This is a genomic window from Maribacter huludaoensis (genome assembly GCF_029350945.1).
GTDB lineage: Bacteria > Bacteroidota > Bacteroidia > Flavobacteriales > Flavobacteriaceae > Maribacter > Maribacter huludaoensis.
Genome location: NZ_JARKMS010000008.1, coordinates 35,584 through 49,038, shown reverse-complemented (window position 1 = coordinate 49,038; position 13,455 = coordinate 35,584). Strand labels below are relative to the sequence as shown.

The 13,455-nt window shown below is 34.9% G+C and carries 15 protein-coding genes; 6 read left to right on the top strand and 9 right to left on the bottom strand.

The annotated features are described in order from the left end of the window. Position 1: 1 nt before the first annotated feature. From trpB to PXC01_RS17625, 9 genes are all read right to left on the bottom strand, one after another. Complete coding sequence (trpB, locus tag PXC01_RS17665; protein ID WP_276473603.1) at positions 2 to 1,186, bottom strand: tryptophan synthase subunit beta; 1,185 nt, start codon at positions 1,184 to 1,186, stop codon at positions 2 to 4. Beyond that, on the bottom strand, positions 1,183 to 1,809 hold the full coding sequence (locus PXC01_RS17660) for a phosphoribosylanthranilate isomerase (protein ID WP_420828598.1): 627 nt from the start codon (positions 1,807 to 1,809) through the stop codon (positions 1,183 to 1,185). Before PXC01_RS17660 ends, trpB begins: the two co-directional genes overlap by 4 nt. Before the next feature lie 5 nt (positions 1,810 to 1,814). Next, positions 1,815 to 2,594, bottom strand: coding sequence for an indole-3-glycerol phosphate synthase TrpC (gene trpC, locus PXC01_RS17655; RefSeq protein ID WP_276473601.1), 780 nt, complete (start codon positions 2,592 to 2,594; stop codon positions 1,815 to 1,817). 51 nt (positions 2,595 to 2,645) lie between these two features. Continuing rightward, positions 2,646 to 3,641, bottom strand: a complete 996-nt coding sequence (gene trpD / locus PXC01_RS17650; RefSeq protein WP_276473600.1) for an anthranilate phosphoribosyltransferase — start codon at positions 3,639 to 3,641, stop codon at positions 2,646 to 2,648. A gap of 101 nt (positions 3,642 to 3,742) precedes the next feature. Continuing rightward, positions 3,743 to 4,366 carry an anthranilate synthase component II gene (locus tag PXC01_RS17645; RefSeq protein WP_276473599.1) on the bottom strand — a complete coding sequence of 208 codons (624 nt, stop codon included), beginning with the start codon at positions 4,364 to 4,366 and terminating at the stop codon, positions 3,743 to 3,745. 43 nt (positions 4,367 to 4,409) lie between these two features. Continuing rightward, positions 4,410 to 5,807 carry an anthranilate synthase component I family protein gene (locus PXC01_RS17640; RefSeq protein ID WP_276473598.1) on the bottom strand — a complete coding sequence of 466 codons (1,398 nt, stop codon included), beginning with the start codon at positions 5,805 to 5,807 and terminating at the stop codon, positions 4,410 to 4,412. A gap of 262 nt (positions 5,808 to 6,069) precedes the next feature. After that, on the bottom strand, positions 6,070 to 6,651 hold the full coding sequence (locus PXC01_RS17635; protein WP_276473597.1) for a YceI family protein: 582 nt from the start codon (positions 6,649 to 6,651) through the stop codon (positions 6,070 to 6,072). Between the two features lie 25 nt (positions 6,652 to 6,676). Beyond that, complete coding sequence (locus PXC01_RS17630; RefSeq protein WP_276473596.1) at positions 6,677 to 7,312, bottom strand: nitroreductase family protein; 636 nt, start codon at positions 7,310 to 7,312, stop codon at positions 6,677 to 6,679. A 10-nt stretch (positions 7,313 to 7,322) separates the two neighbouring features. Continuing rightward, complete coding sequence (locus PXC01_RS17625; RefSeq protein WP_276473595.1) at positions 7,323 to 7,769, bottom strand: MarR family winged helix-turn-helix transcriptional regulator; 447 nt, start codon at positions 7,767 to 7,769, stop codon at positions 7,323 to 7,325. Positions 7,770 to 7,911: 142 nt separating this feature from the next. On the opposite strand from PXC01_RS17625, the gene PXC01_RS17620 reads away from it, so the two are divergent. From PXC01_RS17620 to PXC01_RS17595, 6 genes are all read left to right on the top strand, one after another. Continuing rightward, on the top strand, positions 7,912 to 8,220 hold the full coding sequence (locus PXC01_RS17620) for a rhodanese-like domain-containing protein (protein ID WP_276473594.1): 309 nt from the start codon (positions 7,912 to 7,914) through the stop codon (positions 8,218 to 8,220). Between the two features lie 57 nt (positions 8,221 to 8,277). Beyond that, positions 8,278 to 9,552, top strand: coding sequence for a DUF2851 family protein (locus PXC01_RS17615; protein WP_276473593.1), 1,275 nt, complete (start codon positions 8,278 to 8,280; stop codon positions 9,550 to 9,552). Positions 9,553 to 9,562: 10 nt separating this feature from the next. Then, on the top strand, positions 9,563 to 9,790 hold the full coding sequence (locus PXC01_RS17610) for a PspC domain-containing protein (protein ID WP_276473592.1): 228 nt from the start codon (positions 9,563 to 9,565) through the stop codon (positions 9,788 to 9,790). A gap of 3 nt (positions 9,791 to 9,793) precedes the next feature. Continuing rightward, positions 9,794 to 10,801 carry a potassium channel family protein gene (locus tag PXC01_RS17605; protein WP_276473591.1) on the top strand — a complete coding sequence of 336 codons (1,008 nt, stop codon included), beginning with the start codon at positions 9,794 to 9,796 and terminating at the stop codon, positions 10,799 to 10,801. 86 nt (positions 10,802 to 10,887) lie between these two features. Beyond that, positions 10,888 to 12,576, top strand: a complete 1,689-nt coding sequence (locus PXC01_RS17600; protein WP_276473590.1) for an alanine/glycine:cation symporter family protein — start codon at positions 10,888 to 10,890, stop codon at positions 12,574 to 12,576. A gap of 8 nt (positions 12,577 to 12,584) precedes the next feature. Next, on the top strand, positions 12,585 to 13,454 hold the full coding sequence (locus PXC01_RS17595) for a ComEA family DNA-binding protein (protein ID WP_276473589.1): 870 nt from the start codon (positions 12,585 to 12,587) through the stop codon (positions 13,452 to 13,454). The last annotated feature ends 1 nt before the right edge of the window (position 13,455 follow it).

Below are 13,455 nucleotides of genomic sequence, written 5' to 3'. Positions count from 1 at the left end.
GTTATGCTAACTTAAAGTAATCAATATATGTGTTCAGGTCTTTATCTCCACGGCCAGAAAGGCTAATGACGACCACATCGTCTTTTTTAAATTTTTTATGTTCAAAAATGGCAAATGCATGTCCTGTTTCTATAGCGGGTATAATACCTTCTAACTTTGACAATTCCAATCCTGCAGCCATGGCTTCATCATCTGTGGCCGAATAAAACTCTGCACGACCAGATTTGTAAAGGTGAGAATGCATAGGACCAACGCCAGGATAATCTAATCCGGCAGAAATAGAGTAAGGTTCGGTAATTTGCCCATCAATGGTTTGCATCAACATAGTTTTACAACCGTGAATGATTCCTACTTTACCTAAAGCGGACGTTGCGGCACTCTCACCAGAATTTACGCCTTTACCGGCAGCTTCAACAGCAATAATGCCAACCTCAGGCTCGTGTAGAAAATGATAGTAGGTACCAGCGGCATTACTGCCACCGCCAATACAAGCTACCACGTAATCTGGATTTTCACGACCTTCTTTCTCTTTTAACTGCCATTTTATTTCTTCGGAAATTACGGATTGAAAACGTGTTACCATATCTGGGTATGGGTGCGGACCAATGGCGGAACCAATGATATAATGGGTGTCTACCGGATTGTTGATCCAATCTCTAATGGCTTCGTTGGTAGCATCTTTAAGTGTTCTACTGCCAGATTTTGCAGGTCTTACTTCAGCACCCAACATTTTCATACGGGCAACATTTGGCGCTTGGCGTGCAATATCTATTTCCCCCATGTAAACAATACATTCCATACCCATGAGGGCACAAACGGTTGCCGTTGCCACACCGTGTTGTCCGGCACCGGTTTCGGCAATAATTCTTGTTTTGCCCAACTTTTGAGCCATTAGAATCTGACCTATGGTGTTGTTCACTTTATGTGCACCAGTATGGTTAAGATCTTCTCTTTTTAGGTAAATTTTGCAACCATGTTTTTCAGAAAGACGTTTGGCAAAATATAGGGGGGAAGGTCTACCAACATAGTCTTTTAAAAGCTGATTGAATTCTTTTTGAAAAGAATCTTCATACATCAGTTTTAAATAATTTTGTCGTAGCTCTTCAACGTTTGGGTATAGCATTTCTGGTATGTAGGCACCACCAAATTCACCGTAGTATCCTTTTTCGTCAGCATTATAATTCATAGCGCTTCTTTAAACTTTTGTAATTCTTCAATATTTTTTAATCCTGGTTCTATTTCAAAAGAGCTATTCACATCAATGGCATAGCAATATTTAGATTCAGGCGTTTTCATAAACTCATTAATCTTGTTCAGATTATTTAAACCAATACCACCACTTAAAAAGAAAGGTTTGTTAGATGGGTAGTTTTTTAAAACAGACCAATTAAAGGTGTATCCGTTACCGCCAGGTAGTTTTCCTTTGGTGTCAAAGAGAAAATAGTCGCACACATTTTCATAGGGTTTCAATTCTTCAAAGTTAAATTCGTCTTTTATAGAGAACACTTTTATGATGTCTACTTTATGATTTAATTTTTTTAATTCACTTGCAATTTTAGTACAATATTCAGGACTCTCATGTCCATGTAATTGTAAGCTTTGTAATTGATGTTTGCTGACCATGTCTTTAACATAATCAATCTCTGCATCAACAAATACACCTACTTTATTAATAGTATGCGGAAGTTCTGGTATTTCACTTTTAAAAAATCTAGAAGAAGGTTCCCAGAAAATAAAGCCTAAATAGTCTGGTCGCAGTTGTGCGACTTCGGAAGTATTCAGCTTCATTCCGCAAATTTTAAGTTTCATTACTTTTAAAGGTTTTTAATGAATTCAATAGCGCTTTTACCAGGGTCATCCGTTTTCATAAAATTCTCGCCAATTAAAAAACCTTCATATCCATACGGTTTTAGTTCTTTAATGGCATCAACAGAGCTGATTCCGCTTTCAGAAACCTTTACAAAATCATTGGGTATCAATTCTGATAATGATTTACTGGTATCCAAGCTAACTTCAAAAGTCTTCAGATTTCTATTGTTTACGCCTAGCATATCTAAACTTGGCATTATAGATTTATGAAGTTCTTCTTCATTATGAACCTCTAACAATACATCCAGACCTAAGCTTTTTGCCAATTCCGAATAGGTCTTTATTTCTTGTTTTGTTAGAATTGCTGCAATCAGTAAAATAACATCTGCGCCATAAGCTTTCGCTTCAATAATCTGATATTCGCTAATGATAAATTCTTTACGAAGTAAAGGAAGCTGAACCGATGCACGTGCCAAAACAAGATCTTCAATAGACCCTCCAAAGTATTTAATATCGGTTAGTACGCTCATTCCACAAACACCCGCTTTTCTATAACCCTTGGCAACTTGCCCAACATTTGCGTTCTGGTTAATACTTTCTTTAGACGGAGACCTACGTTTAAATTCAGCAATAATACCCGTATTACTATTTTTAAGTGCTTGAGCTAAAGAGTTAGTTTTTCGATTAAAAAGTACAGATGCTTCATATTGCGACACCGGAATGATCGATTTTTTCAATTCAACCTCTTTGCGTTTATCGGCTACTATTTTATCTAGAATATTCATGAAATATATGTTCTTTATTACCTCGTCATTTCAAGGTATGAAGTAATATGCTTAATTTTTGCTTAGTTCTTGTATTTTCTTCAATGCCACTAGTCCGTGTCCTCCTAATAAAGATTCCTTGGCTTTTTCAAAACCTTCAAGAGGTGTTAAATTCTTTACCGTAGCAATTGCAATACCTGCATTGGCACACACTACATTGTTTTGCGGTTCTGTACCTTTACCTTGTAAAACATTAAGGAAAATTTGTGCCGAAGAATCTATAGAATCTCCGCCAACAATATCGCTTTGCTTTATTTGCTTTACACCAAAATCAGATGGTTTTAGCATGCTTTCAGTATGATTAGAAATGGTTTTGGTATTTCCTGTAAGGGAAATTTCATCATATCCATCTAATGCATGAAGAACAGTAAAGTTTTTATCGGTTTTCTGATACAGATATCCGTACATGCGAGCTAATTCTAAATTGAAAACACCTACCATTTGGTTTTTAGGAAAAGCAGGATTTACCATAGGACCTAACATATTGAAGAATGTCTTTACCGCTAAATCTTTACGAATAGGTGCTACGTTTTTCATAGCAGGGTGAAACAGCGGGGCGTGTAGTACACAAATACCGGCTTCATCAATACATTTTTCTAAAAAGTCTGATTCATTACTGAATTTTATTCCTAAAAATTCCATTACATTACTACTGCCACACTTAGATGATACACCGTAATTTCCGTGTTTGGTAACTTTTACGCCTGCACCTGCGGTTACAAAAGAAGCCAAGGTAGAAATGTTGAAGGTATCTTTACCGTCACCACCTGTACCACAAAGATCAATAGGGTTATAGGCCGATAAGTCTACCGCCAAACACAAATCTAATAGTGCGTCTCTAAACCCTTCAAGTTCTTCAATAGTAATGCTACGCATCATGTAAACGGTTAAAAATGCCGCAATCTGACTAGTGTTGTAATCACCTTTTGCAATATTCACGAGAATACGTTTAGCATCTTCCTTAGAAAGTATTTCGTGATTTATAAGTTTATTTAATGTCTCTTTCATAGGCCCCACCTAACCTCCCCAAAGGGGAAGAATAAAGGTCTCCTTATTTAATTTTATTCGTATTAATTTCAGTCATTTGTTTTAGATTCTCCCTTTGTGGGCTAGGGGCGTAGCCAATTCTCTAACATTTTTTTTCCATTTGGTGTAAGAACAGATTCTGGATGAAACTGTACGGCACGTACATCATAGGTTTTATGACGTAAAGACATTACCTGTCCGTTTTCATCTACTGAAGTTGCTTCCAAAACTTCCGGTAAATCAGAATCAACTACCCATGAATGGTATCTGCCTACCTCTATCTCATTTGGGATTCCTTCAAAAATGATATCCTCTTTAATTATTTTAATGCTTGTGGCAATACCGTGATAGACTTTGTCCAGGTTTATTAAGTAACCACCAAATACTTCGGCAATGGCCTGTTGCCCTAGGCAGACGCCAAAAATACTTTTGGTAGGTGCGTATTCTTTGATAATTTGTTTTAGCAGGCCGGCTTCATCAGGAATGCCAGGTCCTGGGGATAGAACAATTTTATTAAAAGTAGCTACCTCTTCTAACTTAAGTTGGTCATTACGTTTTACGATAACTTCACAACCTAATTCCTCTAAATAATGTACTAGATTATAAGTGAAACTATCGTAATTGTCTATAACCAAAACAGTAGCTCCACCTGACCTTCCCGAAGGGGAGGAATTTTGTTGCTCTTCAATTTTTATATTTTTAATCATAATATCATTTTAAAGCCCCTCTTTTGGAGGGGTTGGGGAGGCTTTATATGTCTTCAGCTATTTCCAGTGCCTTGGTCAAAGCACCTAATTTATTGTATGTTTCTTGTAATTCATTTTCTGGGTTCGATGCAGCTACCAATCCTGCACCGGCCTGATAATGTAATTGGTGGTTCTTGCTCAAAAAAGTTCTAATCATAATGGCATGATTGAAGTTGCCTGAAAAATCCATAAAACCGATAGCCCCGCCGTAATATCCTCTACTTGTTTTCTCGTATCTTTCAATAAGTTGCATGGCCATGTGTTTAGGTGCACCACTTAGGGTACCGGCAGGGAAAGTGTCGGCTACCACTTTCATGGTAGGGATATCACTTTTTTTCATTCCGGTAACCTTGGAGACCAAGTGAATTACATGAGAGAAAAATTGCACTTCTCTATAATTTTCTACCTGTACCACACTACCGTTTCTACTAAGATCGTTACGGGCAAGATCTACTAACATTACATGCTCACTGTTCTCCTTATCGTCTGTCTTCAATTCTTTTGCAAGTTGTGCATCTTGCTCATCATTACCTGTTCTTTTGAAAGTGCCGGCAATTGGGTGAATTTCAGCTTTACCATCGCTAACGATTAATTGTGCTTCTGGAGAACTACCAAAAATTTTAAAGTCGCCATAATCAAAATAGAACAAATAGGGTGATGGATTTACAGAACGTAATGCTCTATACACATTGAACTCGTCGCCCTTAAAACCTTGTGAAAAACGACGGCTCAGTACCAGTTGAAATACATCGCCACGTTGGCAATGCTTTTTAGCTAATTTTACATGCTCCCTATATTCTGCATCTGCAAGATTTGATTTTCTTTCACCTTCTATTTTAAAATTATAGGTAGCGAAGTTTCTGGTACTTAAAAGTTGCTCTAATTCTGGTATGTTATTCTCGGTATTGTAACAATGCGCAAATAGATAGGCTTCATTTTTATAATGATTGATAGCAATGATATTTTGATAAACCGCATAGTAAATATCTGGAATTTGAACAGAGTCATCTTTTACGGAAATGTCTATATCTTCAAAATAGCGAACAGCGTCATAGGCCATATAGCCAAACAATCCATTGTTAATAAACTTATAGTCATTATCATCCGCTTTAAATGCTTTACTAAAAGAATCTATAATATCTACCACGTTTGTTTGTGGTGTAATTTTTATTTCTTCATTGACACCATCTGGATATTGCTTGGTTATAACTTCGTTTTCTACTTTAATAGAGGCAATAGGATTACAACAGATATATGAGAAACTGTTGTTGTTTGCATGGTAGTCGCTGCTTTCCAAAAGTATACTATTGGGAAAACGGTCTCTTATTTTTAGATAAACACTTACCGGGGTAACCGTATCGGCAAGAATTTTTTTATGATAGGTCTTAAATTGATAGGTCATAGATACTTTTATAAAATAAAGAAGGCTTGTCGTGATGACAAGCCTTTATATAGTTTTACTACAATGATGCTGTGCTCACGATGTTTTTCGTAAGTTGCTCCACCACCAAGTATTCACGTTTAAATTTTTCATTGAGCTCAAATATAAAAAGGAAATTTAAACTTTCAAACTTTACTTAATCAAAAATTAAAATCCCTTTGAAAATATCTCAAAGGGATTTTAAATTGTTGTAATAGCAATATTAAAATGCCATTTAATACTATTATAGAGCTAAATCTACCACTAAGTCAAAGTCATCATAGATGGCTTTATCGCCTAGGTTGTCAAAAAAGCTTCCTGAACCATATTTAATATCAAATTTGGTTCTATCTACCTTCATGGTTGCTGAAGCTTTGTTTTCAAACATTGATACAACAAGTGTAACGGGTTTTGTAATTCCTTTAATGGTCAAATCTCCTGTAACCGTATATGAGCTGTCGTTCATTGCCTTAACGGATGTGAAAACCAATTTAGAAGTCGGGTTGTTTTCAACACCAAAGAAATCTGCGGATTGTAAATGACCTTCTAACTTCTCTTTACCTTGCCCGGCCTGTAGGTCAGAGCAAGAAATAGAGGTCATGTCTATAACAAATTCACCTCCTATCAATTTTTTACCTTTCATTTCCAAATGACCGGATTTTAAATTGATGGTACCTTCGTGAGATCCTGTAACCTTATAACCTTTCCAAGTTACTTTACTTTCGCTAACCTTTACCTCTTTTTTTTCAGAGTCGATAGGGGTTGAAGCTGTTGCTGTAAATCCGAAAACGGCAACGAATACTAAACTTAATAATGATTTTTTCATGTGTCTAATTTTAAAATGATTGTGTTTAATTTATATGTGTAATAATTTGCTCTTTAGAGTATCTTACCTTGCGGTAATTTTGTGTTTCGTCCTCTTTAGATCTATAGCCTACAGCTAAAACTACCGCAGCGTTCAAACCTATGTCAGAGAGGCCTAAAATTTCATTGTACTGTTCATTGTCAAAACCTTCCATAGGGCAAGCGTCTATTTGCATATTTGCCGCTACGGTCATTAAATTACCCAATACAATGTATGCTTGATTTGAAGTCCATGCACCTTTTTGTGCGTCCGGTAAGTCTAATAATGTAGATTTCATGGTTTGTGAAAATTCTTTGAGGTCATCTTTGGATAAACCCCTTACTACCATGATGTTTTCTATATAATCATCTATCAAAGTATCGTTAAATGTAGGTTTGTTGGCCAAAACAATAAGATGGGACGCATCCGTTATTTGAGGTTGGTCATAAGATACTTTCCTTAGGCGAGTTCTGATTTCCTCATTTTCAATAACATAAATATGATAAGGCTGAAGACCGTATGAAGAAGCTGTTAACCTTGCGGCTTCTAATAATGTGTTTAAATTCTCATTGCTTAATTTTTTGGTGCTATCGAATTTTTTGGTGGCGTAGCGCCAGTTTAAATTGTCTAATATAGTTTTCATTAAAAATAGTTTAAAATTTATTTAGAAGTTCATTGAGCTGGTGTAACTCTATTTCGTCAAATTCTTTAAGTATTCTCTTCTCGGCTTCAAAAAGTATTCCATCAATTTCATTTAAGATATGTAAACCACCTTCCGTAATTACAATTTCAACCTTACGTCTGTTATTTAAGCAGATGGTTCTTTGAGCAAAACCCTTAAGAATTAGTTTATCGACCAAGCGGGTTGTATTGCTCCTTTTTTTAACCATTCTATCATTAATAGTAGAGAGATTAGCTGGTTTTCCATTCTGCCCCCTTAGAATTCTTAAAACATTAAATTGTTGAATAGATATATCAAAAGGTTTTAGAACAGTTGCTATTTCTTCGTCAATTTTATTGATAACCAATGCCAAATGAATAAGCGTCCGTTTTTCTAACGGCATCTTTTGGTTTGTTTTAATGATTTCTTCTACATTCATGTTGATACAATAATTGTATATACAAATGTATGGTTATTTTTAATGACTACGATGTCCCTTAGATTAATTATTTGTTAAATCCTTGAGAGTTATCCAAATAAATAAAAAACAAGTATTTTTGTTTCATAAATTTATATAGACAATGGCAGATTTATCACAACAAGATTGGGAAGAGCAATTAGAGAAAGATTCTAATGCAGTAATACTAGATGTAAGAACAGAGGAAGAAGTAGAGGACGGGATTATACCGAATGCAATTAATATTGATATATATAAAGGTCAAGAATTTGTAGCTGAGCTTGAGAAGCTTGATAAAACAAAAAATTATTATGTGTATTGTAGATCAGGTGCCAGAAGTGGTCAAGCATGTGCAATTATGAACAATTTAGGCTTTGATAAGACATATAACCTTCAAGGAGGATTCATGAATTGGGAAGGGGAAACGGCATAATATAATTTCTTTTGAGAAAATTGACCCGCTTAACGGCGGGTTTTTTATTTTTATAAAATGAAGGAAGATCTGCTTCATTTTATTTGGAAGTATAAAAAGTATCCCTTGAACGGTCTCGTATCTACATCTGGTGAAGTAGTGCATGTGGTATCCGTAGGTATGCATAATCATTTTAGTGGTCCTGATTTTTTTAATGCCCAGATAGAGTTGAGTGGACAATTGTGGGCGGGCAATGTAGAAATTCATTTAAAATCTTCTGATTGGTATGCGCATAATCATCAAGAAGATGAAAATTATAATAATGTAATTTTACATGTGGTCTGGGAAGATGATGTAGCCGTTTTTAGAAAAAACGGCACTGAAATCCCTACCTTATCCTTAAAAGAATTTATACCCTTACAAATTTTGCATACCTATCAACAATTGTTTGATAGTAAAAATTATAAGTTCATTAATTGTGAAAATGAATTTAATACAGTCAATGATTTTATAAAGAATAATTGGCTAGATCGTTTATTTATAGAACGGTTAGAGCAAAAATCGATTTTTATTGAAAAACTATTAAAAGAAACCAATAATGATTGGGAACATGTATTGTTCTTAATGCTATTGAAAACCTTTGGGTCTAAAATAAATGGAGAATCTTTTGTTGAATTGGGAAAATCAATTGACTTTTCAATTATAAGAAAATTATACCATAAACCTCTTTTAATGGAAAGCCTGTTGTTAGGTCAGGCAAATTTGTTGAATAATACAAATGATGATGCTTATTTTAATAAGTTGAAAGCCGAATATGCCTTTTTAAAACATAAATTTAGCTTAACCCCAATATTTAAATCGCCAGAATTTTTTCGCCTTAGACCATCAAATTTTCCAACCGTAAGGTTAGCGCAATTGAGTGCTCTTTATACTGAAAACAATAACCTTTTTCATTTATTGATAGAAAACGAACGGGCTGATTTTGCTAAAATTCTAACAATAACAACCTCTGAATATTGGGAGACCCATTTTAATTTCGGAAAAATTTCAAAAAAGAGCAAAAAGAGAATTTCATCTTCATTTTTAAACTTATTGATGATTAATACTATTATTCCTTTAAAATTTGCTTACAGTCGTTATAAAGGTGGGCTTGTAAATGAGAGTTTTTTAAAAATGATGTCAGAAATAAAAAAGGAAGAAAATAGTATTATAGCTAACTTTGGTAAGCTGGGCGAAACACTTGATAATGCTAAGGACTCTCAGGCATATTTACAGTTATATTCCAATTATTGTGCAAAGGATAAATGTTTGGATTGTGCTGTGGGAGCTTTATTAATGAATATAAAAGTCTAATTTTATACCCATGAGCGTATTTTACAAATTACTGCATTATTTTCAGAAAAGAGGGTATGAAGTATGTGGTCGAATAGCAGAACGATTGGGTATAAGGGCTAGGATTGTAAGAACATCGTTTATTTATCTCACCTTTGTCACCGTAGGTTTTGGATTTGCACTTTATTTGTTCCTGGCATTTTGGCTTAGAATAAAAGATTTGATTTATACGAAACGTAATTCAGTTTTTGATCTTTAGGATATGATGAAATTATTTAAGTCTAAAATATATTTAGCATTGACCTTAATGCTAATGGTTTTGGCTTTTGGGGTTTTAGGATATCGCTTGGTGGCAGATTATTCTTGGGTAGATGCTTTCTATATGACCATTATAACGGTAACCACTGTTGGTTTTTCAGAGGTGAGACCTATGGGCCCCGAAGGTAAAATCTTTACAATAATCTTAATAGTCACGAGTGTATTTATAGTTGGTTTCGCTATAACAATAGTTACAGACTATCTACTTTCCAGAAATTCAGTAGAACTGCTAAAAAAGAAGAAAATGAAAAATGCAATCGCAAATTTAAATCAGCATGTTATCGTCTGTGGTTTTGGGCGAAATGGTATGCAAGCTGCTGAAAGGCTAAAAGCGTATAAAAGACCGTTTGTGGTTATAGAGAAAGAAAAAGAGGTGATAGAACGCTATGAGGATGATATTTTGTTTATTGAAGGTGATGCCAATGATGATGATGTATTGCTTGAGGCAGGAATTGAAAAGGCACGTTATTTAATTGCAACATTGCCAGATGATGCCGCTAACCTTTTTGTCGTTTTGTCGGCAAGACAAATGAAAAAGGATCTATTTATTATCAGTAGGGCTTCCTTGGTAAATTCTCAAAAGAAATTATTTTTGGCAGGGGCCAATAAGGTAATCATGCCGGATAAGATCGGAGGCGATCACATGGCGTCCTTGGTTGTTATGCCAGATCTTATCACATTTATGGACAAGCTTTCTATGGAAGGTGAGCATACAACAAATCTAGAAGAGGTCGCCATAGAGGATTTTGCTGATCAGATCGAATGTAATTCGTTAAGAGATTTAGATTTAAGAAGAAAAACGGGTTGTACGATAATAGGTTACATTTCACCTGATGGCCAGTATACCATCAACCCCGAAGCCGATATGGAATTACAGCCTAAAAGTAAGGTTATTGTATTGGGTAGACCAGAACAAATTAAGAAATTGAACGAAATGTTTAATATAGAATAATCATCTTTCTACCATATATATTTGATTGCATCCATTATTTTTAGGATATTGCTAGACAAACTAACTCAAAAAATAAATACAAACTTATGAAGTATAAACTTCTAACCCTGTTTACCTTTTTATTTCCATTTTTAATTTATTCTCAAGAACAAGGTTTAGATCAGCAAATAGATCAAGCGTTCAAGCCTATTTCAGATTTCTTCTCAGCGGTAATTTTCTTTAATATTTGGCACGATCCGGACATACCTTTTGTATTGGTACTGTTGGTAGGTAGTGCACTGTTTTTTACGGTCTATTTTGGTTTCCCTAACATAAGGTTTTTTGGAAAGGCTATCAATACCGTTCGTGGTAAATATGAGGATATTGAAAAGCATGGTGCACAAAATCTTTATGGAGAAGATGGTATTGCACAAGGTCAAGATTTAACAAATGTTGATATTGAGGATCATCTTGTTAGTTTAGAAAATGATTTGGCCGTTGATGGCGATATTATAGATACTATTAGAGATGAAAGTTCAGAAGGAGAGGTAAGTCATTTTCAGGCATTGGCTACTGCCGTATCCGGTACGGTAGGTAACGGTAATATTGCAGGTGTAGCCTTGGCTATTGCCTTGGGTGGTCCTGGTGCTACTTTTTGGATGATCGTTTGCGGTCTTTTGGGTATGTCTTCAAAATTCGTTGAATGTACTTTAGGGGTTCAATATAGAGATGTTGGTGAAGATGGTACCGTTTATGGTGGGCCAATGTATTATATAAGTAAAGGTCTTAAAGAAAGAGGTTTTGAAACCGTAGGTAAAGTTGCTGCGGTAATTTTTGCAATTTTTTGTATTGGTGGTTCATTTGGGGGTGGTAACGCTGCTCAGTCAAACCAGGCTACAATTGTAATAAAAGAACTTTTTAACTGGCAGAGTACTGCTGCAGGTGCTATTGTAGGTCTGGTACTTGCAATCCTTGTTGGGGTAATTATTATTGGCGGTATTAAGCGTATTGCACAGGTAACGGAAAAAGTGGTGCCGTTTATGGCGGTAATGTATATTGTTGCATGTTTGTATATTATACTTAGCAACATTACACTTGTAGATGATGCAATTTCTTTAATAGTTGCAGAAGCATTTAAGCCAACTGCCATTGGTGTAGGAAGTCTTATTGGAGTTCTGTTGGTAGGATTTAAAAGAGCGGCATTCTCAAATGAAGCCGGTGCAGGTTCGGCATCTATTGCGCACTCTGCGGTAAGAACAAAATATTCTGCATCTGAAGGTTTGGTAGCTTTACTGGAACCTTTTATTGATACCGTTGTTATATGTACAATGACGGCAATAGTAATAATTATTTTCAATTTTGGTGGCGCGTTTACTTATGGTGGTGATGGTTCCGGATCAGTTTTAATTGACGGTGTTGCTTATGAAGGTGCTGGTATTACTGCTGTAGCATTTGCTGAATATATTCCTTATTCTAATGTATTTTTAACTATTGCAGTGGTATTATTTGCTGTGTCAACAATGATATCATGGTCTTATTACGGATTACAATCTTGGAAATATTTATTCGGACGTGGTAGAACGGCTGATATTGTTTATAAATTATTGTTCTGTACATTCATCGTTATCGGTGCTGCGGCAAGTATGAAATCTATTTGGGATTTCTCTGATGCAATGATATTTGCAATGGTATTCCCTAATATGGTTGGTCTATTCTTCTTGTTCCCAATTGTTAAAAAACAATTGAATAGATACTTGGGCGCAATTAAGTTAAAGTATGATGCTATAGAAGATTAAGAAACATCATGAATTCATTTAAATCCCACTTTAAGTTCAATAAAGAAGAACGAAGTGGGATTTTCTTTTTCTTATTTTTTCTCATTGCTGTGCAATTAGGTTATTATTTCTATAATAAAAATACGTTAAGTCAAGCTGCTCCTTTACAGTTTGAAAGTGGTTTACAGGCAGAAATTGATTCCTTAAAGATTTTAGCTTCAATAAAAGATTCCGTTCGTATATATCCTTTTAATCCAAATTTTATTACTGACTTTAAAGGCTATACAATTGGTATGTCTGTAGAGGAAATAGATAGATTACACAAGTTTAGAAAGAAAGATAAATATGTAAACTCGGCAAAAGAATTTCAGGATGTTACAAAAATTTCAGATTCATTGCTTAAAGCTCTTGCTCCGTTTTTTAAATTTCCAGAATGGACTCAAGGTAAGAGGGGGAAAACTTTTAATACATCTACATCTAATAATAAAGTAGACGAAATAATTTGGAAAGATCTGAATACAGCAACAGCTGAAGATTTAAAAACGATAAATGGAATAGGGGAGAAGTTGTCCGCTAGAATTATAAAATTTAGAGATCGCTTGGGTGGTTTTTTAATTGATGATCAATTAAATGATGTTTATGGTCTTGAGCCTGAGGTTGTAGAAAGAGCCTTAGAGCGGTTTAAAGTTTTAACGAAGCCAAATGTTATAAAAATTAACGTAAATACTGCAACGGTAGAAGAATTGTCTAAATTGATATATCTGCAAAAATACGTTGCTGAGGGCATTGTAAATTATCGTAATCTCAACGGAAGTATCAAATCTTTGAACGAATTAGTAGAAATTGATAAATTTCCGGCAGAGCGTATTAACAGAATTGCATTATATTTGTCATTATAAA